We start from the raw sequence: 25,553 nt of genomic DNA, 5'->3' as shown, positions 1-25,553 counted from the left end.
ATGAAAGGAGTGGCGCCATGCTGGTGCCGTTCACCGGAATAGTCACGGCCGTCGCGCTCGCGGCCACCTGCCTGGTCGACATACACGCCGCGCAGGCCGATGTCGGTACGTCGAATGCGTGGCGGCCCGCGGCGCAGACCGAGTTCTCGGTGCCTGGGCACGATTCCGCGCCGAGGTCGCGTCCGGCCGATCCGAAGGCAGCGTCCGTGCTGCACCAACCTCCACAGGTCAGTCGACCGGAGGCGGGTGAGGCGGACGTGTCGCTCCCCCGCGACGGCACCACGACGCAGGCCGGCCGGTTGCCGGTTCGGGTCGGCGCAGGGCGGATTCAGGGCGCTGCGTCGACGCCCGTGAACCGGGTCCGCGTTCAGGTCCACGACCGTTCGGCCGCCGAAAAGGTGGGCGCTTCGGGGATGCTCTTCAGCGTCGGTCGCACCGACCGGGTTGCGAGCAGCGGCCAGGTGAAGGTCGAGGTGGACTACTCGGCGTTCCGTTCGGCGTACGGCGGTGACTGGGCAAGCCGGCTGCGGCTCGTACGGCTGCCGGCGTGTGCGCTGACCACACCGGACAAGGCCGGGTGCTCGGACGAGCAGGTGCTGAAGTCCAGTCTCACCGGCGACAACCGGATCGCCACCGAGGTCGCCGCGTCGAGTGAGTCGACAGTGCTGGCGTTGACGTCGGCGCCGGCGGGCAGCGCGGGTAGCTACAAGCCGACCGCGTTGTCGGCGTCGGCGTCGTGGAACGCGGGCGGCTCGTCGGGTGCGTTCTCGTGGGGTTACTCGATGGACAGCCCCGACAGTTTCGGCGGCCCGGAACCGGACCTGGATCTCGGCTATTCGTCGGGTGACATCGACGGCCGGGTCGCGTCGACGAACAACCAGTCGTCGTGGGTCGGAGAAGGCTGGGGCCTGGACGAGGGGTTCGTCGAGCGGCGGTACACATCGTGCTCGGATGAGATTTCGACGACACCGAAGCCGCAGGACCTGTGCTGGGAGACCGACAACGCGTATCTCGTGCTGGGTGGGACCGCGTCCGAACTGGTCCGTGACGACGCGACCGGTACCTGGAAGCTGCGGGACGACGACGGCTCGCGGCTGGAGCGGTTGACCGGTGGAGCGAACGGCGACAACGACGGCGAGCACTGGCGGCTGACGTCGCTGGACGGGACGCAGTACTACTTCGGGCTGAACCGGCTGCCGGGGTGGGCCACAGGTAACGAGGAGACCGGTTCGGTCTGGACGGCGCCGGTGTTCGGCAACGACACGGGCGAGCCGTGCCACGGGGCGTCGTTCGCGGCGTCGTACTGCACGCAGGCGTGGCGCTGGAACCTGGACTACGTGGTCGACCCGAACGGCAACGCGATGTCGTACTTCTACGGCAGCGAGACGAACTACTACGGCCGGAACCTCACCGCGACCGCGGGCACCCAGTACGTGCGCGGCGGGTACCTGAAGCGGATCGACTACGGCCAGCGGTCCACGTCGATGTACTCGGCGCCGGCTCCGATGCGGGTGTCGTTCACGGTGGACGAGCGCTGCGCGGCGGGTGCGACCTGCGGCACCGGCGACATCACGTCGGCCAATGCCGCGAACTGGCCGGACGTGCCGTACGACCAGAACTGTTCGGCGGGTAAGTCGTGCACGGGGTTGTATTCGCCGACGTTCTGGACGCGCAAGCGGTTGGCGACGGTGACGACCCAGCTCTGGGTGTCCGGGACGACCTACCGGGACGCGACGTCGTGGGCGTTGGGCTACGAGTTCCGTGACCCCGGTGACGGAACATCGCCCGCGTTGTGGCTGGCGTCGATCACCGCGACCGGCAAGGTCGGCGGGACCGCATCGCTTCCTTCGGTGTCGTTCCAGGGTGTGCAGCTGGCAAACCGGGTGGACGCCGCGGAGGGGATTCCGCCGATGTACAAGTGGCGGCTGACCGACGTGTACGACGAGGCCGGCGGACACACCCACGTGAACTACTCGGCGCCGGAATGTACGGCGGGTTCGTTGCCGGCTCCGGACCAGAACACCAAGCGATGCTTCCCGCAGTACTGGCAGGCCGACGGGTCGGAGTCGTTGACGCAGGACTGGTTCCACAAGTACGTGCCGGTCACGGTGCTGGAGGACGACCAGTCCGGCGTGGCCGGGATCGAGCGCACCGACTACGAGTACGTCGGCGGCGGCGCGTGGCACTACGACGACAACGAGTTGACGCCGCTGAAGTACCGCACCTGGGGACAGTGGCGCGGCTACGGCCGGGTGCGCGAGCTCCACGGCAACCCCGGCGAGACCCGCTCCCAGGAAGAAAGCCTGTACCTGCGCGGCATGGACGGCGACAAGCTCCCGAACGGCGGCACCCGGTCGGTGACAATCACCGACTCCCTCGGCGGCACGATCACCGATCATCCCGCGCTGGCCGGGTTCGAACGCGAGTCGCTCACCTACACCGAGGCAGGCGGCAGCGTACTGGAGGGCGCGATCACCGATCCGTTGATCTCCTCCCCCACTGCCACCCAGGTGACCCGCAACGGCACGCTCAAGGCCTACATGGTCAACGAGGTCGCCGAACGGTCCCGCGAGGCGCTGTCGTCCGGAGGATGGCGCAACACCGAGACCCGCACCACCTACGACTCCTACGGACTCGAGGTCGAGGAGAACGACCTCGGCGACACCGCCAAGACCGGCGACGAGGAATGCACCCGCACCACGTACGCCCGCAACACCGCGTCGTACCTGATCGACTTCGAGGCCCGCGAGCAGACCGTGTCCGTGGCCTGCACCGTGACACCGTCCTACCCGGCCGACGCGGAGTCGGATGACCTGACCTACTACGACGGATCCACCACTCTGGGTGCGGCGCCGACCAAGGGCAACGAGACCCTCAGCAAGGAACTCGCCTCCTACTCGGGCACCACGCCGGTCTACACCCAGGAAGGACGCACGGTCTACGACACCTACGGCCGGCCGATCGAGACGTACGACCAGCTGGACCGCAAGTCGTCGGCCACTTATACCCCGGCCAGTGGCGCGGCCGTCACCGATATCACCGTCACCAACCCGGCCGGGTATGTGACCACGACGACCGTCGAGCCGGCGTTCGGTGAGTCGGTCGCCGAGGTCGACCAGAACGGGCGGCGTACCGACACCACGCGGGACCCGCTCGGCCGGATCACCGCGGTCTGGCTGCCGGACCGGTCGAAGGCGGCCGGGAAGACCCCGAACACCAAGTACTCCTACCTGATCCGCCAGGACGCGCCGTCGGTGATCACCACCGAGGAGGTTCGCGACGACGGCACGTACGAGGCCAGCTACGACCTGTACGACGGGCAGTTGCGCGAACGGCAGACGCAGGATCCCGCAGCTGACGGCGGCCGGGTCGTGACCGACAAGTTCTACGACTCACGCGGGCTCGAGGTGAAGTCCAACGGCTCGTACTGGAACAGCGGCACCGCCGGTACGACGTTGCTGACCGGAGTGACCGATGCGGCCGTACCCGGCCAGGACGTGACCGTCTACGACGGCGCGGAACGCGAAACGGTGGAGATCTTCCGCTCGCACGGGTTCGAGAAATGGCGCACCACCACCACGTACGGCGGAGACCGGATCAGCGTGGACCCGCCGGACGGCGATACGGCCACCACGTCCATCACCGATGCCGACGACGCGGTGGTCGAGCTGCGCCAGTACACCGGCGGCTCGCCGACCGGTTCGTACGACGCCACGACGTACACCTACAACAACCGCGGCGACGTGGTGGGCACGACCGACCCGGCGGGCAACACCTGGGACACCACCTATGACCTGCGCGGCCGGGTCACGCAACGCGAAGACCCCGACACCGGGACGAGCAGTTTCACCTACGACAACGCCGGCCAGATCCTCACCAGCACCGACGCGCGCGGCACCACCCTCGCTTATACGTACGACGGCCTGGGACGCCGTACCGGCATGTACGACGGGTCCACGTCGGGCACCAAGCGCGCTCAGTGGACCTACGACACACTCGCCTCGGGCACCAGTGTCAAGGGCATGCTCGCGACCTCGACCCGCTTCGTGAACGGCAACGCCTACACCAAGTCGGTCGACGCCTACGACATCCGGTACCGGCCGCTGACCAGCACGGTCACGATTCCCGCGTCCGAGGGCGCGTTGGCCGGGTCGTACAAGGCCAACACCGGCTACACCGCCACCGGGCTGCCGTCACTGGTGTCGTACCCGGCAGCGGGTGGGCTCGCGGCGGAGACGCTGCGGTACGGCTACGACGCGGCCGGCCGGTTGCAGACGGCGGGCAGTGGTCTCGGCACGATGCTGACCGCGGCGACCTACACGCCGTACGACGAGGTCGCCCAGTCGACCCTGTCCGCATCGGCCGGCAAGCAGGTGGTCCACACCGCGTTCTACGACGATGCGACCCGGAACCTGGATCGCGTCCTGGTCGACCGCTCCACTGCCCCCGAACACCTGGCGGACGTGAAGTACACCTACGACCCGGCCGGCAACATCACCAAGATCGCCGACACACCGCAAGACGGCGTAAGTGATGTCCAGTGCTTCAGCTACGACTACCTGCGCCGACTCACCGAGGCGTGGACCCCTGCCGCCGACTGCGCCACCCAGCCCGGCGCCGGCGCACTTGCCGGGCCCGCGCCGTACTGGCAGGGCTGGAGCTACGACAAGACCGGCAACCGGCTCAGCGAGACCAACCACGACCCGGTCACCGGTGCCGCCACCACATCCAATTACACCTACTCCGCCGCCGGAGGGCCCCGGCCGCACGCGCTGGGCGGCGTCGCCACCGGTACTCGGAACGACACCTTCACCTACGATGCCGCGGGCAACACCACCGCCCGCAACGTCGCCGGGAAGGCCCAGACCCTCACCTGGGACGCGGAAGGCAGTCTGGCCACCCTCACCGAGAACGGCAAGGTGACCAGCTACCTGTACGACGCCGACGGTGAGCGGCTCATCGCCCGCGACACCGACGGCACCACCCTGTACCTCGACAACACCGAACTCCACCTCAGCCCCACCGGGACGGTGACACCCACTCGCTACTACGACCTCGGCAGCACCAGCGCCGTCCGCAACAAGTCGGGTCTGACCTTCACCGTTGCCGACCACAACGGCACCAACACCCTTTCGGTCAACGCCACCGACCTCAGCCAGGAGCAGCGCCGCTTCACCCCGTTCGGCGTCGACCGCGGCACCAAACCCGCGACCTGGCCCGACGAACACGGCTACGTCGACGGCGTCGACGACCCCACCGGACTCACCCATCTCGGCGCTCGCGAGTACGACTCCGCCCGCGGACGCTTCATCTCCACCGACCCGGTCGCCGACTTCGACAACCCGCAACAGCTCAACGGCTACGCGTACGCCGACAACACCCCGATCACGGCCAGCGACGCCGACGGCCAATGGCGCGTCCTGCCCGGCGGCCACTACTGCGACGGCTGCGGCGGCTACAACCACGCGCCCAAGAAAAAGAAGAAGGCCAAGAAGCACAAGAAGGCCACCAAGAGTGCCGCCTCCCGCCACTACTGCGATGGCTGCGACTACCAGCGCTACCTCGCGAAGAAGAAGAAGGAGAAGATCGCGGCGGCCAAGCGGGCCGCCAAGAAGGCCGCGGCCAAGAAGGCGCGTGAGAAAGCGGCCAAGCTCAAGAAGAAGAAGGCCAAGAAGGCTGCCAAGAAGCCCAAGAAGAAGGAACACCGCAAGGCGAAACACCGGCCCAAGAAGGCCGGGAACTCCATCCTCGGCGGCGAGGCCTGGGCGCAGGTGAAGGTGGCCGGCGCCGGCTTCGCGGTCTGCCGGTTCATCCGGGGCACCCCGGCGAACACCTGCGCCGTCCTCGGCTCGGCGCTCGCGAAGGGTGAGTCCGACGGTGGCCAGTGGCATGCCGTCAAGTGGTACGTCTACGCCCGTGGAACCTGGACCCTCTACCGGGTCGGCGAGATCTGGAAGAAGGGCGGCGTCACCCCGCGGGGGCAACTCGGCAAGGTCAAGGGCGAGTTCAAAGCCGATGGAAGGGCCTTCAGGCGAGGCCTCGGCCTGTGGCTCCTCTACGACATGCTCGGCGGGGACACCCGCTCTCCACATCGCAACGACAAGCCCAAGCAGAAGACGAAGTGCGTGGTCTCGTGGAAGGCCTGGGGCCACAACATCTTCAGTATCTGCTGAGCACGGACACGAGTTCCGCACCGCCTTGTCCAGGGATTCTTCTTAAGGCGACGTAAGGATGCGGGAGTGGGGGTTGTGGGCCTCCTGTGAATTGAGGATCGTTTGCGGAAGATCTTCAATTCGCAGGAGGCCCCTTATGATAACGAGCACTAAATGACTGTCGCTGTCGATTCGGTTGGGGCCGGCCCGAGCGCAGAGGAATTGGCTGCTTTCGAGCAGGAAAGGCCGGCGCGGAGGCTGAGTCCGGTCCTGGACCGCGCTATCTCGGCGGCCTGCGCATTGATCAGTGTCGGCGTTCTGGTGCAGGTATTCTTTCCGATTCCCGCCGGGACGCAGTTCTACCTGATGCTGTTTCTTGCCGCGGTGTTGCCGGGTGCGCTGCTGTGCTACCGCGGTTGGCGTGTGCCGGCGTTCCTGAACCCGTTCCGCGGAGATCAGCGCCGCGACGACCCGCCGGCGACGGACTGGATTCTGGCGTCGGTTGCACTGGTGGTCTCGCTGTATCCGCTGCTGGACTTCGACGCGTTCCTGGAGCGGCGGCAGGCTCCCACCCAGCTCGATCTGCTGGCGGGGTCGTTGCTGCTGGTGCTGGCGCTGGAGGCCTGCCGGCGTACGACGGGCTGGGTTCTGCCGGTGGTGAGCCTGTTGTTCATCGGATACGCCTATTACGGCGGCTATTTGCCGTACACGTGGTCCTTGGCGCATCAGGGTTTCGACTTCTCGGCGATCGTGGCGCAGTTGTTCATGGGTACGGCGGGCTTTTACGGGACGCCGTTGGCAGTGGCGGCGAGTTACATCGTCCTGTTCACGATCTATGGCGCTGTGCTGGACGCCTCGGGTGCGGGGAAGTTCTTCATCGACGTGTCGTTCGCGGCGTTCAAACGCAGCCGCACGGCGCCTGGGCGGACCGTCACACTGGCGGGTTTCTTGCTGGGCACGGTGTCGGGTTCCGGTACGGCGACGGCGGTGTCGCTGGGTACGGTCGCCTGGCCGATCCTGCGCCGCGCCGGATATCCGCCCGAGCCGGCGGGAGGCATGCTGGCAGCGGCCGGCATCGGGGCGATCCTGTCTCCGCCCACGCTCGGCGCGGCGGCGTTCATCATCGCCGAGTATCTCCAGGTCAGCTATCTCGTGGTCCTCGGCTACGCGACGGTCCCGACCGTTCTGTATTACCTCGGCATCTTGCTGGCGATCGAGATGGACGCCCGGCGGCACGGCACGGACGCGGCCGAGCCGTCGACCCGGTCGGCACGCCGGCTGCTGCTGCGGTTCGGATACCACTTCGTGTCGCTGTTCCTGATCATCGGCTTCATGGCGATGGACATTCCGCCGTTCAAAGCCGTCGTCTACGCGACGTTGCTGCAGATCGGGCTGTCGTTCCTGGACCGTGAGCACCGGTTGACGCCACGCCGGCTCGGCCTGGCGCTCGCGCAGGGCACCCGCTCGGTCCTACCCGTCGTGGCGACCTGCGCCGTAGCCGGCATCATCGTCGCCGTCGTCACCCAGACCGGGCTCGGCCTGAACCTGGCCGAGATCATCGTGTCCGCGGCCTCCGCGATCTCCGAGAACCACACCGTGGTGCTGATCATGACCGTCACGCTGTCAGCGTTCGCGGTCATGGTCCTCGGGTTGGCGGTGCCCGTCACCGCATCGTTCATCATCGCCGCTGTGGTGATCGCGCCCGCCCTGTTCCAGCTCGGCGTGGCCCCGGCCGAGGCGTACATGTTCATCTTCTACTACGCCGTCCTGTCGGAGGTCTCGCCGCCCACCGCTCTGGCTGCCGTCGCGACCGCCGCGATCACCGGCGGGCGGGCGATCCCGACGATGTGGCAGGCGTGGAAGTACACGCTGCCTGCGTTCCTGGTGCCCTTCGCCTTCGTGCTGACGCCGAACGGGGCCAACCTGCTGGGCCTCGAGGGTCTGGGAGGTGCGGCGTGGACGCTGGTGGTCTCGGCACTCGCCGTCGCGGCACTGGCGGTGGTCACCGGCGGATGGATCGCCGTCCGGACCGGCTGGCTGGAGCGTGTCCTCTGCTTTCCTGCCGCGTTGCTGTTGCTGTATCTCGCACCCACCACGATCGGCGTCGGCCTGGGGCTCCTCGGGATCGCCGTCGTCATCAACCTCGCACGGCGTCAACGCCTGCGGAACACCACGGAAGGGCCGTTACCCACATGAGAATCCGTTCTTTGTCCACTCTGGTGGTCGCACTCGCGTTGACGGTCTCGATGGCCGCCTGCGGCGGGCAACGCAAGCCCGAGCCCGGTGACGGCGCGGGAGGTGGTCGCCTCACCATCGCCACCGGCAACACCACCGGCGTGTACTACCAGCTCGGCGGTGCCCTGGCCTCACTGATCTCGGACAACCTCGACGGTTACCGCGCCACCGCCAGCGAGACCGGCGCCTCCGTGCAGAACATCCAAGGACTGACCGCCGGGAACTACGACATCGCCTTCTCCCTGGCCGACACCGCCGCCGACGCGGTCGAGGGCAAGAGCAGCTTCACCGCGCCGCAGGACGTCGTCGCGCTGAGCAGGCTGTACTCGAACTACACCCAGGTCGTCGTGCGGGCGGCGTCCGGCATCACGAAGATGGCCGATCTGAAGGGCAAGCGGATCTCCACCGGCTCGCCGAACTCCGGCACCGAGGTGATCGCGCGGCGCCTGCTCACCGCCGCCGGCGTCGACCCGGTCAAGGACGTCACGGCCCAGCGGCTCGGCCTGCCCGAGTCGGTGGACGCGATGAAGAGCGGACAGATCGACGCCTTGGTCTGGTCCGGCGGACTGCCCACCAGCGGCATCACCGACCTCACCACGTCGATGGGCGCCAAGGTGCGCTTCATCCCTCTCGACGACGTGCTGCCCGCCCTGCAGAAGGAGCACGGCAAGGTGTACGCCGCGGGCGTGATCCCGGCCGCGGCGTACAAGCAGCCGACCGACACCCAGACGATCATCGTGCCGAACCTGCTGCTCGTGCGTAAGGACATGCCCGACGCCCTGGCCGAGAAACTCACCAGCCTGCTCCTCCAGAACAAAGAAGCCCTCGTCCAGGTCAATCCCGCGGCCAAGGGAATAGACCTCAAGAACGCCGCAATGACCGACCCGGTGCCGTTGCACCCGGCCGCGAAGAAGGCCATCGACGCACTGGACTGAGTGCCCACCGTCGATTGACGAGCCGTTAGAAGTAACCGCCCAAGGCTCTATGCGCCGGACAAGTGAGGCCCCTATGTCAACCGCGATCTGCAGGCGTGGTACCCCGGGTTCGTCCTGTTCGATCGACTCGTGGTCGACGGACGACGTCAGACCGCCGGAACGGGTCGAGTACTGGATGAGCGTCATCAGTGCGGCAACCCGCTACCGGGTGGATCCGACTTGTTCGCCAGGGACCTTCCGGGGCCGGCTGCTTCGCATCGGCACGGTCGCCTACACGCTCGGCCGGGCGTCGGCCGACTGTGCGCAAGGACATCGGACCGCCGCCATGGCGTCCGAGGATCCGCACGACATCCGCACCCTCATGCTGACGATCCGCGGTCAACTGCTGGTCAGCCAAGATGACCAGCAGTTTCGCGTCGGCCCAGGTGCGGCGTTCCTGGCGTCGTCGACTTCGCCGTTCGAGGCGAAGCTCGACCACGCCGACATCGCGCTGCTGACGATCCCCGGGGCGGAGCTGGACAACCGCCTGCGCCCCGGGGCGCGCCGGTCGGCAGCCCGGATTCTGGACACCAACCGCGGCCTGGGCCGGGTCCTCGTCGGCATGCTGGGTGAACTGTTCGCTCAGCGGGCACATCTGTCAGCAGCCGAATTCGACGCGGTCTGCGATCGGCTGGTCGACCTGCTGTGCATGCTCGCCGTCGGTGACGACCGACCGGACACCGAGGGCGGCCTGGGTGAGGTCGAGGCGATGATCAGACGCTACGTGCGAGAGCACGCCACCGATCCGGACCTGACCGGCGCCACGGTGGCACGTGCCCTGGGCTGGTCGCTGCGGCAGGTTCAGCTGGCCATGCAACAGGCAGGTACGACGCCCCGGGAACTGATCCGGGAAGAACGACTCGCGCTGGTGCACGAACGCCTGCGCAGCCCTGTTCACATCGTCATCGGCGAGCTCGCCCACAGCTGCGGCTTCTCCTCCAACAGCGTCCTGAGTGCCGCATTCCGTCAGCGCTACGGCATGAGCCCCCGGGAATTCAGAGCGCAATACCTGCGAGACGCCTGCAACACGACCGCGGGGAACGGCGCCGGGAAGCCCATCAAGCTCTCCAGCGGGTCCGGCTCGCGCGACTTGCAGCCACTCAGGTAGGCACGATGGTGGCGCAGCCGACCTGCCGAGCTATCCGCTGCGGGTGATGCCGCCGGAGGGGGCGGCGACGAGGATGGTTCGGGGCTGGCTGAGGAGCGGTCGCCCGGCACGGAAGGGGGAACGGGTATGGCCATCGGACCGGTGCAGTTGATCGTTCTCGGGTTCAACCACCCGAACTTTCACGGAGAGGTCATCGACGAACTCGAACGGTTGCGCGCCAGCGACACCATCAAGGTGATCGACGCGCTGGCCGTCCACAAGGACGCAGCAGGCGAGATCGAGGTCGCCCATCTGAGCAACCTCACCCTGGACGAAGCTGTCGAGCTGGGCACGAAGATCGGCGCCCTGATCGGCCTCGGCATCGAAGGTGAGGAAGGCATGGAGGAGGGCGCCGAGCTGGGGGCCGAGGCCGCCGCCGACGGGATGCAGGTCTTCGACGGCGAGGAATGGGACGTTCTCGAGGACATCCCGAACGACTCTGCCGCCGCACTGCTGCTGATCGAGCACCACTGGGCCGTCCCGCTGCGCGACGCGGTCGCACGAGCCGGCGGCTTCCGGCTGGCCGACGGATTCATCAGCCCACTCGACCTGGTCGGCATCGGCTTGCTCGACGCCGCCGAAGCCAAGGAACTGCACGAGATGGAGAAGGCCGCGTCGGCCAAGTGACACCGCCGCCCCGAACACGACCTTGGAGGTGACCATGTTCGGCTCCCGCAGGGTGGCCCGACGGACAGCCCGCCGCACAGCGCGCCGCGTCGACCGCCGCCGATAACAACTGAACCAGCTGGCCCGCCGCCCAATGACGCGGGCTGAAATCCTCCTGCACGCCTCCACCAGAAGTTGGTACGGCGGCGAGGCAGTCCCGCCTGTCCTCAGCTGAGTCCCAGGTCCACCCAGACGGCTCCGAGAGCTCACCAGGTCTCGGAGCCATTTCCTTCCCCGCTCGGTTTACCGGCGGGGTTTCGGCCTGTTGGTTGGGGTGGCGGTCAGGGGGTCTTCGGGCCAGGGGTGGCGGGGGTAGCGGGCTCGGAGGTCTGCCCGGACCTGGGGGTAGCCCTGCTTCCAGAAGGAGGTGAGGTCGCTGGTGATCGCGACCGGGCGTCGTGCGGGAGACAGTAGGTGCAGGACGACCGGGACGCGGCCGTCGGCGACGAGCGGTGTGGTGGTCCAGCCGAAGACTTCCTGCAGCTTCACGGCGAGGACCGGCGGCTCGGCGCCGTCGTACTCGAGGCGGACGTGTGAGCCTGATGGGACCTGGAGCCGTTCCGGGGCGAGTTCGTCGAACCGGGCTGCTGCCGGCCAGGGCAGTAGTCGCCGGAGCGCCGAGGTCACGTCGATCTGGGCAAGATTGCGGACCGTGGCGAGCTCGGTACCCAGCCATTCGTCGAGATCGGCCAGCAAAGCTTCGTCGTCGACCGCGGGCCACGGAGCTCCGAGGTGGGCGTGGCAGAACGCGAGCCGCTGCCGCAAGGCGAGAGCGGCGTCCGACCAACGCAGTACGGACAGACCGCTGCGCCGGATACCGTCGCGGACGGCCGCCTGCACGAGCAGTGGGTCGGGCTTTGCCAGCGGTACGTCGTTGAGCACGATCGCGCCGAGCGTCTCGACGCGCCGCGTGACGATCCGGCCGTCGTCCCAGCGGATCTGGTCGGTGGTCGAGACCAGTTCGCCGGCGATGTCTCGCGCGGTCTGCTCGTCGATCGGCGCCGCGGAACGGATCCTGGCGTCGGCGCGCCCCGGCGCCCGGTCGGCCACCGCGATCGCCAGCCAGGGTGTGCTCCGCAACGGCGACTGCGGATCGAGCGCCGCACCCGTACCGCCGGACATCTGGTACGTCGCCGAGCCGGCTCCCCGGACCCGCGCGATCCGGTCCGGATACGCCAGCCCCACCACAACCCCCACCGCAAGGTCGTCCGGCACTGCCTCCGTTGGACCACCCGATGAGTCCCGGCCGAGGCGCCGTGTTTCCTCTCGCCAGCGGGTCGTGGCTCCGCGATCGTCGCCGCGGCGGAGTGCTCGCCAGCGGGCCGGTAGATCGTCGCCGAAGTCGCGGCCGGAGTCGTCCGAGAGCATCGCGACGATCTCCCGCGCCCGGTCGGAGCCGATGCGCGGCGTACCGTCGATCAGCGCACGCGCCAACCGGGGATGCGCCCCGACCGCCGCCATTCGCCGTCCCCGTTCGGTGATCCGGCCGCTGTCGTCGACAGCGTCGAGGCGGCGCAGCAGTTCGGTGGCCGCGGTCATCGCCACGGCCGGCGGCGCCTCGAGCAAGGTCAGACCGTCGCCGGCAGGCGCACCCCAGGCCGCGAGGTCGAGAGCGAAGGCGGCCAGATCGGCGGTCGCGATCTCCGGCGCCGGATGATCGTCGAGATGCGTGTGGTCGACGGCGGACCAGCATCGATAGACCCGGCCAGGACCCTCCCGCCCGGAGCGACCCGCTCGCTGGTCGGCCGACGATCTCGACACCCGGCGGGTGACCAACGCACCGAGGCCCCGGGACTGATCGGTCCGCGGCTCCCGGGCAAGACCCGAGTCGACCACAACCCTGATCCCGGGCACGGTCAGCGAACTCTCCGCGACCGACGTCGTGACCACGATCCGGCGAGTGGCGGTCGGGGCCAGCGCGCGGTCCTGTTCGGCCCTGGACTGGCGACCGAACAACGGCAGGACGTTCCGGCCGGCCAACCGGCGCGTCACCCCGTTGATCTCGGCCTCCCCCGGGACGAACACGAGGATGTCGCCGTCGTTCTCGGTCCACGCACGCTCGACGACGGCCGCGACGTGATCCAGCAGGCGCGGATCGACCCGCCCGCCAGGAAGCAGCGGCACGGGAAGCGGTGGCGGCGCCCACTCGACAGCCACGTCGTACAGCGCGGCGGACGCGGCGATCACAGGCGCCGGAACGTCAGTGCCCAGTGCGCGACTCAGCCTGACCGTGTCCGGCGTGGCGGAGGTCGCAACGATCGCCAGGTCCTCCCGGAGGTTCGCCCGGATGTCGACGCCGAACGCCAGCAGCAGGTCGGCATCGAGGTGCCGCTCGTGGCACTCGTCGATCACGATCGCCGCGACACCCGGAAGCTCCGGGTTCTGCTGCAGACGCCGTACGAGGAGCCCCGTCGTCACCACCTCGACACGTAGTCCACGTGGTTCTTGGCCGCCGCTGCGCTCGCCGCGCATCGCGTAGCCGATCCGTTGCCCGAGCGGCTCGCCGACCAGCGTCGCCAGCCGGGCCGCCGCCGCGCGGGTCGCCAACCTTCGCGGCTCGGCCACGATGATCTTCCCGCCCAGGGCGTCACCCAACGCCAGCGGCAGCAGCGAGGTCTTACCCGATCCGGGCGGCGCGACCAGGACCGCCGTACCGCGCGAACGCACTGCGTCGACCGTGGCAGGCAGAACCGCCCGGACCGGCAGATCAGCCCCCGGCACCGACGATTCAGGCAGCAACACGCCCCGACGCTATCGGACCACTACCGCAGGCCGGGCCACGGCGTCAGAGGCTCGGCTTTCCCGGCTGGTAGAGCCAGGTCTGGAAGAACGTGTCGAGGTCGCGGTGGGTCAGTCGCTCGACGAACCGGATGAAGGTCTGCGTCGAGACGTTGCCGTGCCGGTACGTCGTCGGCCACTGCCGGAGCACCTGGAAGAACGCGCGGTCGCCGATCTTCAGGCGCAGCGCCTGCAACGTCATCGCGCCGCGGTTGTAGACCAGGTCGTCGAAGATCTGGTCCCGCCCGGGGTCGGCCACCTTACCGGACCAGTCCTTCTCGTTCGCGTAGGTCTCCGCGAAGCTCTGCTGCACCGGGACGCCGTTGAACTTCTCCTGGTAGAGCCACTCCGAGTAGGTGGCGAAGCCTTCGTTCAGCCAGATGTCCGACCAGTGCACCGGCGTGAGGCTGTCGCCGAACCACTGGTGGCCGAGCTCGTGGGCGAGCAGGTCACCACTGACCTTGCTCGTGCGCTGGTCGTACACCGGACGGCTCTGCGTCTCCAGGGCGTAGTGCACGCCGACGTCGGCGAGGATGCCGCCGGTCGAGTCGAACGGGTAGCGCCCGTACATCGACGACTCCCACTGGACGATCTGCGCCGTGGTCCGGTTGAACACCTGGCCCTGACCGGGTTTCGTGTCGATCGACTGGCCGATCGCGGTGATGTTCGGCCGGCCGTCGGCCGTCACCGAGCGAGTGACGTTGTACTTCCCGATCGCCACCATCGCCAGCTCGCTGGCCATCGGCTGCTTCATCTGCCACCGAAAGGTGGTCCGGCCGTTGTGCTTGGTCGTCGGTCCGGGTTCGCCGTTGGCGAGCACGGTGAGTCCGGTCGGCACGGTGACGGTCTGGGTGTACGTCGCCTTGTCGCCGGTCGTGTCGTTCACCGGGTAGTACGTCGCCGCGCCGATCGGCTGGTTGAGCGCGACCGCGCCGTCCTTGGTGGCCACCCAGCCGGAGAGGCCCAACGCCGGGTCGTCGATCTTCTGCGGGACGCCTGCGTAGGTCACGGAGACAAGAAACGTGCTCCCCCGCCACAGACCGTGCCGTGGAGTGATCACCAGCTCCTGCGCACCGCTGCGGGTGAATGCCGCGTCGCGCCCGTTGACGGAGAGCTTGCTGATCTTCAGCGGCCCCTGGAAATCCAGGTTGAACCGGGAGAGATTCTGCGTGGCTCTGGCAACGATCGTCGTGGTCGCGCTGATTGCCTTGGTTCTGGGATCGAATGTCAGCCTGATGTCGTAATGACCGACGTCGTAGCCGCCGTTTCCCATGTCAGGGAAGTACGGATCCCCGGCGCCCGGCGCGCCGGGCGAGAACAGCGGCGCTCGTACGGGGGCCGCATTCGCAGTCAGGCTCGGTGCCGCCACTAGTCCGAGAGACAACGCACAGATCATCACCAGGTAACCGCGGCGACGGTCGAAACGTCCCACAATTCCTCCAGGTCTGTCAGGGTTTGAGGGCCCGCGTGGCGAAGTAGCCGGGCAGCCAGCCTGCGGTGGCGTCGGAATGGTGCGGCGCCTCGTCGAACCCGGTGATCACGAAGCCGGCGGCGAGCTGCCCGCCGAGCTGCTCGGCCATTGTGTGGCTGTACTCCAGCGGCGCGTCGGCTCCCCACAGCCGCTCGCGCTCCTCGGCCGGGACGTGGGTCAGGTCGCTGTACGGAAGGCGGTGGCGCACGACCAGCTCGCCGCGGGTGTCCATGGCCTCGTTGTCGAACAGGTACACGTCCGGGTTGAGGAAGCCGCACAGCAGCGCGCCGCCCGGCCGCAGCACCCGGAAGCACTCGCGCCACACGGGTGCGAGCTCGGGCACGAACAGGTTCGAGACCGGGTTGAAGACCAGGTCGAACGACGAGTCGCCGAACTCCGACAGGTCGCGCATGTCACCCAGCACCGTGCGCAGCTCCAGGCCCTCGCGCTCCGCGACCAGCTGATCCCGGGCGAGCTGCCGCGGCGAGTTGTCGAAGACCGTGACGTGCGCGCCGGCCGCGGCGAGGATCGGGCCTTGCTGCCCGCCGCCCGAAGCCAGACAAAGTAGGTCCACGTCGGACAGGTCGGCGGGGAACCACGCCCGGTCGGCCGGCCGGTAGCCGATGAGCACGACCGACCAGTCACCGGCGCGTGCCCGTGCGACGGTCTCGGGAGTGACTGGTCTCGACCACTCGTTGCCACTCTCGACCTGAAGGTCCCACGCCACGCGGTTGTGCGCTACCGGATCGACGCTCACGGGCCTACGGTACGCCCCGGACGATCGCCGCCGGGACCGATTTCGGTGGTGCAGCTGATATGTCAGGACTTTGCCGGTCCGAACGCCTTTGACAGTTGAGAAATCAGGGACTTTGGTGAAGATTTGGTCAGGCGCACCGACAGGCCGCACCCGAGTGCCAAGTGACTTCCGTCTCCCCTAGGATGACAAGAGGTTCCTTTCCCGACATGAAGGCTGCGCCAATGGCCCCATCAGACGACTCGGAATACAATCCGGGTTTCGACACTTCCCAGCCGACCATCGCCCGCGTCTACGACGCTCTCCTCGGTGGCAAGGACAACTTCGCCGCCGACCGCGAGGGCGCCGCGCTGTACTTGAAGTACGTGCCGGACGCCGGACGCTGCGCGATCGAGAACCGTGAGGCCCTGGTCAGGGGCGTGCACTACCTCGTGCGGACGGCGGGGATCGACCAGTTCCTCGACATCGGCAGCGGTCTGCCGACGCAGAAGAACACCCACCAGGCGGCGCAGGAGATCAACCCTGACGCCCGGGCTGCGTACGTCGACAACGACCCGATCGTGCTCGCACACGGCCGCGCCCTGCTGGCGACCAACAACAGCACGATCGTCGTCACCGCCGACCTGCGTGAGCCGCAGTCGATCCTCGACAACGAGGAGATCAAGGCCCACCTGGACTTCTCGCGTCCGATCGCGCTGATGGTCGTCGGCCTGCACATGCACTTCCACGACGACGAGAAGCCGGACGAATGGGTCCGCACGCTGATGGACGCGCTCGTCCCGGGCAGCTACCTGTTCATCACCGACTTCGTGGACACCGGCGAGCCGCTGCAGAAGTCGATGGAGCGGGCCGGCCTCGAGAGCCTCGGCAACGGCTGGATCCGGACCCCGGAGCGCATCGAGCAGCACTTCCTCGGGTTGCCGCTGGTCCCGCCCGGCGTGGACTTCCTGGCGCGCTGGCACCCGGAGGACCCGGACGCCGACGTCCCGGCCGCCGACGAGCTCGCGGCGTACCAACGCATCCTGATGGCAGGCATCGCGAAGAAGGTCTGACCGGCACGAGGCGCGCATCCCGACGGGCTGCGCGCCTCTGCCCCGCCGCAGCTGAGTCGAGCTCAGGGCGACGGGAAGCAGGCGGCGACGGCCAGTTGGTCGACGAAGTCGTTCATGTCGTGGCCGGAGTGGCCCTTGACCCACTGGAACGCGACATCTCCGCGCTCGGTGACCAGCCCGACCAGCGGCTCCCACAGGTCTCTGTTGGCGACCGGCTTCTTCGCCGACGTGAGCCAGCCTCGCTCGAGCCAACCGGCGTGCCATCGGTCGCGGAAGCAGTTCACGACGTACGTCGAGTCCGAGACGACGAGCAGCGGACCGTCGTTGGCGCGCACGGCCTCCAGGGCGGCGCGGATCTCCATCCGCTGGTTCGTGGAGGCGGCCTCGTGACCGGCCGCGAACTCGGTCTTCGACAACGCCCAGGCCCACCCGCCGGGTCCAGGGTTGCGCGAGCACGCGCCGTCGGTGAACACGGTGCGTGCGCCGAGGGGAACTGTCATGTCAGCCGGACGCGGCCGGCGAGTGCGAACTGAAGGCATCGGCACCAGATGCTACCCGCCGAGCGTGATCTCGATCGTGTGGTCTCCCTGAAGGGACGCCGGTACGCCGGACCGCGGGCTGCCGTCGAGCTCGAACCCGCGGATGACGGTGCCCGTCCCGCGGAGCGTCACCGTCAGGCCGGCGTCGCGGTACCGCAGGCCGCTCAGCGTGACATCACCCCAACCAGCCGGGAGGGACGGCGCGAAGGTGAGGCCGCGGTCGTCGAACCTCATCCCGAACAGCCCGGTGTGCATCATGTCGATGTACGCGGTCGCCGACCAGGTCTGGTCCGGTTCCGAATCCCAGCGGCGCTTCAGTACGCCGGTCGCGCCCTGGTAGCCGCCCTCGACGGCGCCGGTGTTCCCGTCGTAGATCTCCCAGAAGCCGCCGCTGTTCCTGACGAGTTCCGCGAGCAGCCTGGTCTCCGTCGCGAACCCCTCCACCTCGCCGTGCGCAGCCAACCCCTTCGCCCAGAGCCCTTGAACGAGCGGCCAGACGATCGCGTTGTGCCGTCCGGGCTCCGCGCCGGAGTATCTGTCCCAGTGCGGATACGTGTCGGGCATTCCCCACGGCATCCGCTGCGCATTCGAGATCAGCGCACTGGCTTGCGCGTCGTCGGCGATCCCGAAGAGCAGCGCAAACGCGAGCCCCGTGCCTTCCTGATAGACGCCTGGCGTGCCATCGGCCGTGAGCTCGTAGTTGTAGCTTCCGGTCCGCGGATTCCAGAAGTGTTCGTTGATGGCTTCCTTGATCGCCGCCGCCTTGGACCGGTGGCCGTCGGCCGGCCGGCCGAGTGCGTCCGCCATCGCGGCCGCCCGCGTGTACGCCGCGTAGTACAGCGCGTTGGTGCTGAGGTACATCCCCGAGACGACATCCGGGTACGACGTACTCTCGCTCCCCCGCGACTCGCTCCCGTCGGCCGTCGGCAGGGGGAAACCGGAGACGCCGTCGTTGAAGAACGACGGGCCGGTGAACAGGCCGCAGCGCGCATCGGCGCCGAAGACCGTCGCTTGCTCGCGAAGCGCGAGCGTGTTCGTGACGACCTCGTACGCACTCTGCAGGAAGTCCCGGTCCCCGGTCACCAGATAGTGGTGCCAGGCGCCGACGGTCCACACCACCTGATCCCACTGCTGGCTGTCCTGCTGCACCCTGAGGTTGCCCTCGGCATCCTTCTCGACCACCGCCCACAGCGTGTTCGCGGCCAACGCCGGCGCCAGCAGGCTCGTCGCGTTCCAGCTGTTGATCGTCGCGTCCCGGGTCCACGGCTGCTCGTAGCCGCCGCCGGCGCGGACCATGCCGACCGCTGGATTCATCAACCCGCTGCTGGCGTAGATCTCGCCGAACGGAACGGTGTTGGTGCCCAGCAGGTTCTCGAGCGCCGCGTCGTAGGTCGCCCCGTACAGCGCCTGGCTCTCCGGATCCGCGAACAGCAGCGTCGGCCGTGGGTCTGTCGTGGTCATCCGCTCATTCCATCAGACCGCCGACCTCGCGGTGCGGCTCCGGTCCGAGGGTTGAACGGCGGGTACCGGGTGCTTGTCAGAGCCCGGTCAAGGGAGGCGCACGATGAGCATTGGGTTCGGGATCTTTCTGATGGCCGCCGGCGCGATCATCGCGTTCGGCCTGCGCGACCGTAGTGACGCGGTCGACCTACCTGCCCTCGGGGTGATCTTGATGCTGGCCGGCGCTGCCGGCATCTGGCTGTCCTACGTGATCACCAACAAGCGCCGCCGCGTCGCGACGCAGGCCCTGGACGAGTCGGTCGAGGAGGAGTACCGCACGGTCCAGTCCGGACGGATCCGCGCGTACGTCGTCCGCAAACCCAAGCCCGCACCGGCGACGGACAGCCCGACTGCCCGCAGTATCGACCTCGACCCCGCCGCCAGCGGCCTCCCCACCACGCCCGCCGCCGAAGAACCTGCCGACGTCGCGGCGCCCATCACCGCGCGCCGCCGACGGCTCCTCGGCGCACCCCGAAGGCGCTGACCCAGCACAGGTCCCGAGGTCGGGTCTAGGCGTAGTGCGGCGACTCGGCGAAGTCGCCGGCGTCGATCAGCTCCTGGGCGACCTCGCGGACCGTCCGCCCGGTGTCCAGCGAGTTCTGCTTGAGCGCCTCGAACGCCTCGTAGCCGTCCATCCTTGCGCGCTCCATCAGGATGCCGGTCGCCCGCCCGACCAGGTCGCGTACGTCGGGCGTCACGACCAGGCCGGCCTCGGGACGGGCCGCCGCGATCGCCATCGCCGCATGAGTGCCCAGGACGTGCGCGAAGGCGACATCGTCGTCATCGAAACCGTCCGGGACCTCACTGAACAGACTCAGCGTCACCGACGCCTTCCGACCGGCCGGCACCGGTACGTGAGCAGCGCTGCGGATGCCCGCCGCGAGCGCGCGATCGGTCCACAGATGCGACCAGCGCCGCTCGATCAGCACGTCCGCGACGATCTGCTCCCGATCTGTCCGGATCGCGCTGATCAGCGGCCCCTCCCCCAGCTCGATCTGCGCCTGGCACAGCCCGACCAGCCTGGGGTCGGTCAGCGCGACGATCTCGACGCTCGTCCGCTCGTGGACCAGCACCACCGAGGCGTACGTGCAACCGACGGCCTGGACGGCGAACCGTACGACCGCATCGACGGCCTGGTCGACGCCGGGGACAACAAGCAGCTCGGTCGGCCGCCGATGCTCAGCCATGGCTTCACCTCGAACAGTGCCGAAACGGCGACCCCTCGCGTCAGCGAACAGACCGAGGCGTCGCGCAGCGGGCGAGAGTCCCGCTCGCTGGGTCCAGTACCCGCGGAACAGCACGCCAAACCATCCGCGTTCGAGGAACTCGTAGATGATTGCGACTCCGACGCCAGTCGACCCCTCCCTGGAAGGGACCCCGTGACGATGACCGCTGACGTTCAGCAGCTCCAGCTCGAAGAAGCCCCGTTCGCCGTCTGGCCCGCGCGGTGGATTCTGACGGCAGACAGCGGCGACGTCGTCGGATTCCGGCTGCGGGTCGAGTGCTCGGAGGCGGCTGAGATCGTTGTCCACGTCTCGGCGGACGAACGGTACGAACTGTGGCTCGACGGCGACCTCGTCGGCCGCGGACCGTCGCGGGGCGCCATCGGCCACTGGTCGTTCGAGAGCTACCGGCTGCAGTTGCCGCCCGGCGCCCACTGGCTCGCCGCTCGCGTGTGGAGCCTCGGCGACGACGCGCCCCTCGCGCAGCTGAGCCTCGGCGACGGCCCCACCTTCCTCCTCGCGGCCGAGACTGTGCACGGCCGGCTGCCCCAGCTCGACACCGGTACGGCGACCTGGCAAGCGGCGGCCCTGCCAGGACACGGCCGCCGGCCGAAGGGCGACGGGTACGGCTGCGGAGCCAGGCACGTCAGCGACGGCCGCACGTACCCATGGGGCTGGCAGACCGGCACGGACGACCTCAAGTGGTCAGCTGCCACCGAAGGACGGACGACAAACGGCCTGCGACTGCTGGTGCCGTCCCGCCTGCCCGCACCGGCACAGCGGTGGACCGAGGGCGCCCGCATTCGCCATGTCGCGGCCCACCCCGCGGGCGAGCCGACGCACGACCGCGTCGTACAGCCGGCGGACAACCTCGACGACGAGGCCCGCGACTGGCAGCGGCTGCTCGACGGTGCGGCGTTGACACTGCCGCCCGGGACCTGCCGCCGCGTGCTCATCGATCTCGACCAGTACGTCTGCGCGTACCCGGTCCTCGATCTCGACGGCGGCCGCGATGCCGAGGTGCGGCTGCACTGGCAGGAGTCCCTCTACGAGACGGAGGCCGGAGCAGGTAAGGGACATCGCGATGTCGTCGCGGGCAAGCTGTTCGGCCGTCCCGGTCTTGAAGCGGACGGCATCGGTGACAGCTTCGTCGCCGGCGGCGGTCACGAGCGACACCGCACGCTGTGGTGGCAGTCCGGCCGCTATGTCGAGGTCCTCGTCACCACCGCGGCCGAACCGCTGACGATCACCGGGCTGCGGTTCCGTGAGACCCACTATCCGTACGAAGACCGCAGCCGCTTCACCGCGAGCGATCCACGGCTGGCGCAGGTCGGCGTACTCGCGTTCCGGACGCTGCAGGCCTGCAGCCACGAGACGACCATGGACTGCCCCTATTACGAGCAGCTTCAGTACGCCGGCGACACCCGGCTGCAATGCCTGATCGCCTACGCCACCACCGGCGACGACGCCCTCGCCCGGCAGGCATTGCGCGCGTTCGCCTACAGCCAGGACGGCAACGGGTTGGTCGCGTCCCGGACGCCGTCCCGCCGGTCCTCCCCGATCCCGCCGTTCACACTGTGGTGGGTCGCGATGGTGCACGACTTCGCGGTGTGGCGCGGCGATCTGGCGTTCGTCACCGAGTTGATGCCCGCCGTACGTGCGGCCGTCGAGGTTCATCAGCAGTCGGTCGACGACCGCGGGATCTTCCACGCCCTGCACGGCTGGAACTTCACCGACTGGGCGCCGGGATGGGACGCCGGTAGCCCGCCCGGGATCGTCCAGGACGGGGAGCAACATCCTGACTGGCCAGGTCCCGGGCGCGGGGTGTCGGCGGTGCTGCACCTCCAGCTGGCGCTGGTCGCACGGCAGGTCGCCGAGCTGGAGTCCTGGGTCGGCGAGCCCGACGCATCCGCTCGGTACGTACGACTGGCCGACCAACTCCTCGAAGCCGCCGACGACGCGTTCTACGACGCCGATCGCGGGCTGTACGCCGACGACCTCGGCCACACCGCCTTCAGCGAACACGCGCAAGCGCTGGCCCTGCTCGCAGGCGCGAAGTACGGCGAGCCGGCCGTGCGGACGATGCTCCTGGAACCGCCCGTACCGCTGGCGCGGACGACGGTGTACTTCGATCATTACCTGTTCGAAGCACTGCACGCGATCGGGCGCACCGACGTGCTGCTCGCCCGGCTCGACCTGTGGTTCGGGCTGCTGGACCAGGGCCTGCGCACGGTCGTCGAACACCCCGAACCGACCCGCAGCGACTGCCACGCGTGGGGCGCCCATCCGCTGTACCACTACGTCGCGACACTGCTCGGCGTCCGGCCGACGGCCCCCGGGATGACGGCCGTCACCATCGCCCCGCAACTCGGCGGCCTCGAGTGGGCCCAGGCCTCCGTCCCCACACCACACGGCCCCCTGGAGGTCCGAGCCGAAGCCGGCAAACCACCCGAAATCACCGCGCCCCCACAGATCACCGTGACAGTGGCAGCAACACGCTGATCAGACCGCATCACCGCACCTGCCGCCGCCGCTCACGTATGCCGATCGAGGCGGCGTGTCTCGCCTTCCGTCCGCTCGGGCTGCAGGTCTGTCAGGCGGCTCAGCACGTTCTCGTCGTAGAGGAGGATGTTCAGGTCCTTCGAGGTCAGTTCGGCGCCTTCGGAGGTCTTCGCGCGGACGTCGTCGAGGAGGTCGTCGCAACCCCAGGAACGCAGCGGATGGATCCGGCTGGTCAGGGTGTGGATTGCGTGCACCGCAGGATCGGCGACCATCTCCGGCACCGGACGACCCGACAACCTCCCGACCTGGCCGCGAAGGACACGCGACACTTCGTCCGAGCGGGCCAGGATCGGTGGGATGGACGTCTGCTCAGGTGTGAGCAGCAGGCGGCGACGGAACCGTCGGTCCACTGTCTCGGATCCTGTCACGCAGGCGAGCGGGATACTCAGGAGGAGCCCGACCGCCATCGGCCAGTACCAGAGCGGCAGGACCGAAGCACACAGGGCGCCGACCATCGCCGCCCCCGCGGCCGTATGTCCGCCGAACACGCGCGCCGCTTCCCGGACCGGCAGTGCAGCGCAGTCGCGGCGCTGCGGTTTCCAGCCGGAGTCTCTGCCCAGCAGGATCGTGATGACGAAGGCCGCCTGGCTGAGCGCCATCGCCGGCCAGAGCAGGATCGACAGCACCCACTCGACCACGGCGCTCGCCGCGATGCGGATGGCTCCGCCGTGCGCCGTACGGACGCTGCTCGTCGCCAGCGCGGCGATCAGCCCGAGAAGACGCGGCACGAACAGCATCGTCACGACACACGCGACGCTGAACCATTCGGCGGACCAGCCGAGGGAGCAGTCGGACAGCGCTCCGCCCCAGCACGATCGCTCCGGCGAGTGCATCGAGGTGACGAGCAGACCCGCGCTGAACACCAGCGACAGCGGACCTGAGATCTGTCCGCAGATGCCGATGATGAGATGGAGCCGGCTGACCGGCGTGAGACCGGCCGCGGCCAGCAGGTTGAGATGCTGCAGGTTTCCCTGGCACCAGCGTCGTTGCCTGATCAGGTGATCGACCAGGTTCGGCGGCGACTCCTCGTACGCGCCGGAAACGTCGGGCGCGAGCCAGACCTCCCAGCCGGCCCGTTTGAGCAGCGCCGCCTCGATGAAGTCGTGGCTCAGGTAGTGGCCGCGGAAAGGAGCCCGCTTGTGCATGGCCGGGAGCCCGCAGTGCTGTGTGAAGGCCTCCACGCGGATGATCGCGTTGTGTCCCCAGTAGTTGCCGTTCCCCAACTGCCATGCCGCTTGCCCGTTCAGGTCGAGCCTGCCGTACAGCGAACCGGCGAAGTGAGCGCACCGGCTGAACAGCGTTCTCCCGTTCACAAACGCGGCGGCCGTCTGGACGAGACCCGCACGAGGATTCGACTCCATACAGCGCACCAGCCGTACGGCGGTCCGGCCGTCCAGCACGCTGTCGGCGTCGAGTGTGATCATGTACTGGTACTTGCTCCCCCACCGCTCGCAGAAGTCGGCGATGTTGCCGGTCTTCCGGGCCGTGTTCAACGGCCTGCGGCGATAGAAGATCCGGCCGTTGCCACCCGTCCGGGCGCACACTGTCTGCCACGCCGCCTGCTCCTGGAGCCAGAGCGTCGGATCGGTCGTGTCGCTCAGCACGAAGAAGTCGAACGAACTCGACAGACCGGTTGCCCGGAGGCTCTCGTACATCGCCTGCACGTTGGCGAAGACAACCTCGGGGTCCTCGTTGTAGATCGGGATCAGGATCGCCGTACGGCCGCTGATCTGTTCACTGTCCGACTGCGGGCCCGGGACGCTCAGCGCGCCCAGTGACCCCAGGAAGCCTGCCATCGCCGCCCAGAAGGACAGTGCGAGGTTCGCGGTCAACGGGACGAAGAGCACCACGAGTAGCGTCCCGATGAGCCAATGGACGCCGAGTCCCGCCAGCACGAGACCCAGAGAGATCGCAGTGGCCGCCGCGGTCAGGCCGGCGGCGATCAGGATCGCCGCGCGGGGACCGGACGGCCCCGTCACGGCGCACCCCGGCCGGCGTCAGGCCGTCCGGCGTCGGGCCGTCCGGTGGACAAGGTGGCCAGCGGACGGTCCGCGGCCCAGATCGGCGTCAGGTCCGCGGTCGGCAGCGTCACTCTTGCCTCCGTCGGCGTCGGGATCGGGACGTTCGCGACGATGGCCGGACGGAAATCGGCCGGCAGCGGCCCGGCGGACAGGACGACGTTCGGCCAGCGAGCGGGTCCGGAGCACAGGAAGAAGGCGGCTCGAGCCGCGATGTGCACCGGGAGCGCGGTGTCGAGTCGTCCCTGCATCGCCGACGTGAACCACGCGTCGACGGCGGTCTGCAGCCGGTCGATCCGGACCCTGCTCCAGGGGTTGCCGTCGGCAACCACAACGGCGAGCTCCTGGTGGACGACCGGATCGGTGACACCGTAGCCGCGGAGAAACCCCGAGACCGCGGAAACCGGCAGGCCGGGCAGCGCGCCGGCGACGGGCGGATCGACTGTCGTGGACGTTCGGAGGTCTTCGGACACCCTGCGTCT

At 68.6% G+C, this 25,553-nt stretch carries 16 protein-coding genes; 8 read left to right on the top strand and 8 right to left on the bottom strand.

What is annotated here, in order from left to right:
* Nucleotides 1-17: 17 nt before the first annotated feature.
* From AB0I12_RS04805 to AB0I12_RS04785, 5 genes are all read left to right on the top strand, one after another.
* The gene (locus AB0I12_RS04805) at nt 18-6,173 is read left to right on the top strand and encodes an RHS repeat-associated core domain-containing protein (RefSeq protein WP_359924595.1); all 6,156 of its coding nucleotides are present in this window, start codon (nt 18-20) and stop codon (nt 6,171-6,173) included.
* Between the two features lie 153 nt (nt 6,174-6,326).
* The gene (locus AB0I12_RS04800) at nt 6,327-8,348 is read left to right on the top strand and encodes a TRAP transporter fused permease subunit (protein WP_359924592.1); all 2,022 of its coding nucleotides are present in this window, start codon (nt 6,327-6,329) and stop codon (nt 8,346-8,348) included.
* A gap of 11 nt (nt 8,349-8,359) precedes the next feature.
* The gene (locus tag AB0I12_RS04795; protein ID WP_359924590.1) at nt 8,360-9,322 is read left to right on the top strand and encodes a TAXI family TRAP transporter solute-binding subunit; all 963 of its coding nucleotides are present in this window, start codon (nt 8,360-8,362) and stop codon (nt 9,320-9,322) included.
* A gap of 175 nt (nt 9,323-9,497) precedes the next feature.
* Complete coding sequence (locus AB0I12_RS04790; RefSeq protein WP_359924587.1) at nt 9,498-10,469, top strand: helix-turn-helix domain-containing protein; 972 nt, start codon at nt 9,498-9,500, stop codon at nt 10,467-10,469.
* A 126-nt stretch (nt 10,470-10,595) separates the two neighbouring features.
* Complete coding sequence (locus AB0I12_RS04785) at nt 10,596-11,135, top strand: hypothetical protein (protein WP_359924585.1); 540 nt, start codon at nt 10,596-10,598, stop codon at nt 11,133-11,135.
* A 282-nt stretch (nt 11,136-11,417) separates the two neighbouring features.
* Here the strand turns inward: AB0I12_RS04785 and hrpB are convergent, their stop codons facing one another.
* The 3 genes from hrpB to AB0I12_RS04770 all read right to left on the bottom strand — a co-directional run bounded on the left by hrpB (nt 11,418) and on the right by AB0I12_RS04770 (nt 16,180).
* On the bottom strand, nt 11,418-13,916 hold the full coding sequence (hrpB, locus tag AB0I12_RS04780; RefSeq protein WP_359924582.1) for an ATP-dependent helicase HrpB: 2,499 nt from the start codon (nt 13,914-13,916) through the stop codon (nt 11,418-11,420).
* A 43-nt stretch (nt 13,917-13,959) separates the two neighbouring features.
* The gene (locus tag AB0I12_RS04775; RefSeq protein WP_359924579.1) at nt 13,960-15,336 is read right to left on the bottom strand and encodes a M1 family metallopeptidase; all 1,377 of its coding nucleotides are present in this window, start codon (nt 15,334-15,336) and stop codon (nt 13,960-13,962) included.
* A gap of 64 nt (nt 15,337-15,400) precedes the next feature.
* Complete coding sequence (locus tag AB0I12_RS04770) at nt 15,401-16,180, bottom strand: methyltransferase domain-containing protein (protein WP_359924578.1); 780 nt, start codon at nt 16,178-16,180, stop codon at nt 15,401-15,403.
* Nucleotides 16,181-16,401: 221 nt separating this feature from the next.
* Between AB0I12_RS04770 and AB0I12_RS04765 the strand changes: the two genes are divergently transcribed.
* The gene (locus AB0I12_RS04765) at nt 16,402-17,229 is read left to right on the top strand and encodes an SAM-dependent methyltransferase (RefSeq protein ID WP_359924576.1); all 828 of its coding nucleotides are present in this window, start codon (nt 16,402-16,404) and stop codon (nt 17,227-17,229) included.
* 62 nt (nt 17,230-17,291) lie between these two features.
* Here the strand turns inward: AB0I12_RS04765 and AB0I12_RS04760 are convergent, their stop codons facing one another.
* A complete protein-coding gene (locus AB0I12_RS04760; protein ID WP_359924574.1) occupies nt 17,292-17,729 on the bottom strand; it encodes a ribonuclease H in 438 nt (145 codons plus the stop codon).
* 51 nt (nt 17,730-17,780) lie between these two features.
* A complete protein-coding gene (locus tag AB0I12_RS04755; RefSeq protein WP_359924571.1) occupies nt 17,781-19,229 on the bottom strand; it encodes a glycosyl hydrolase family 65 protein in 1,449 nt (482 codons plus the stop codon).
* A 103-nt stretch (nt 19,230-19,332) separates the two neighbouring features.
* Here AB0I12_RS04755 and AB0I12_RS04750 point away from each other — a divergent pair, with 103 nt between their 5' ends.
* Nucleotides 19,333-19,752 carry a DUF6458 family protein gene (locus AB0I12_RS04750; protein WP_359924568.1) on the top strand — a complete coding sequence of 140 codons (420 nt, stop codon included), beginning with the start codon at nt 19,333-19,335 and terminating at the stop codon, nt 19,750-19,752.
* A 25-nt stretch (nt 19,753-19,777) separates the two neighbouring features.
* Here the strand turns inward: AB0I12_RS04750 and AB0I12_RS04745 are convergent, their stop codons facing one another.
* Nucleotides 19,778-20,455 (bottom strand): GAF and ANTAR domain-containing protein, encoded by a 678-nt coding sequence (locus AB0I12_RS04745; protein ID WP_359924566.1) that lies wholly within the window; start codon nt 20,453-20,455, stop codon nt 19,778-19,780.
* Between the two features lie 198 nt (nt 20,456-20,653).
* Here AB0I12_RS04745 and AB0I12_RS04740 point away from each other — a divergent pair, with 198 nt between their 5' ends.
* The gene (locus AB0I12_RS04740; RefSeq protein ID WP_359924563.1) at nt 20,654-22,993 is read left to right on the top strand and encodes an alpha-L-rhamnosidase C-terminal domain-containing protein; all 2,340 of its coding nucleotides are present in this window, start codon (nt 20,654-20,656) and stop codon (nt 22,991-22,993) included.
* Between the two features lie 32 nt (nt 22,994-23,025).
* Here the strand turns inward: AB0I12_RS04740 and mdoH are convergent, their stop codons facing one another.
* A complete protein-coding gene (mdoH, locus tag AB0I12_RS04735) occupies nt 23,026-25,032 on the bottom strand; it encodes a glucans biosynthesis glucosyltransferase MdoH (protein ID WP_359924560.1) in 2,007 nt (668 codons plus the stop codon).
* The gene (locus AB0I12_RS04730) at nt 25,029-25,544 is read right to left on the bottom strand and encodes a hypothetical protein (RefSeq protein WP_359924559.1); all 516 of its coding nucleotides are present in this window, start codon (nt 25,542-25,544) and stop codon (nt 25,029-25,031) included. The genes mdoH and AB0I12_RS04730 overlap by 4 nt, the downstream gene beginning before the upstream one ends.
* Nucleotides 25,545-25,553: the final 9 nt, after the last annotated feature.

Source organism: Kribbella sp. NPDC050459, from assembly GCF_040655315.1.
Classification (GTDB): Bacteria; Actinomycetota; Actinomycetes; order Propionibacteriales; family Kribbellaceae; genus Kribbella.
This window is presented reverse-complemented; position numbering and strand designations above follow the sequence as displayed.

Coding starts and splice junctions, on each gene's coding strand:
- AB0I12_RS04790 (WP_359924587.1), top strand. CDS start 9,498: ATGAGCGTCATCAGTGCGGCAACCCGCTACCGGGTGGATCCGACTTGT.
- AB0I12_RS04785 (WP_359924585.1), top strand. CDS start 10,596: ATGGCCATCGGACCGGTGCAGTTGATCGTTCTCGGGTTCAACCACCCG.
- AB0I12_RS04765 (WP_359924576.1), top strand. CDS start 16,402: ATGGCCCCATCAGACGACTCGGAATACAATCCGGGTTTCGACACTTCC.
- AB0I12_RS04755 (WP_359924571.1), bottom strand. CDS start 19,229: ATGACCACGACAGACCCACGGCCGACGCTGCTGTTCGCGGATCCGGAG.
- AB0I12_RS04740 (WP_359924563.1), top strand. CDS start 20,654: ATGACCGCTGACGTTCAGCAGCTCCAGCTCGAAGAAGCCCCGTTCGCC.
- AB0I12_RS04750 (WP_359924568.1), top strand. CDS start 19,333: ATGAGCATTGGGTTCGGGATCTTTCTGATGGCCGCCGGCGCGATCATC.
- AB0I12_RS04745 (WP_359924566.1), bottom strand. CDS start 20,455: ATGGCTGAGCATCGGCGGCCGACCGAGCTGCTTGTTGTCCCCGGCGTC.
- AB0I12_RS04760 (WP_359924574.1), bottom strand. CDS start 17,729: ATGACAGTTCCCCTCGGCGCACGCACCGTGTTCACCGACGGCGCGTGC.
- AB0I12_RS04805 (WP_359924595.1), top strand. CDS start 18: ATGCTGGTGCCGTTCACCGGAATAGTCACGGCCGTCGCGCTCGCGGCC.
- AB0I12_RS04800 (WP_359924592.1), top strand. CDS start 6,327: ATGACTGTCGCTGTCGATTCGGTTGGGGCCGGCCCGAGCGCAGAGGAA.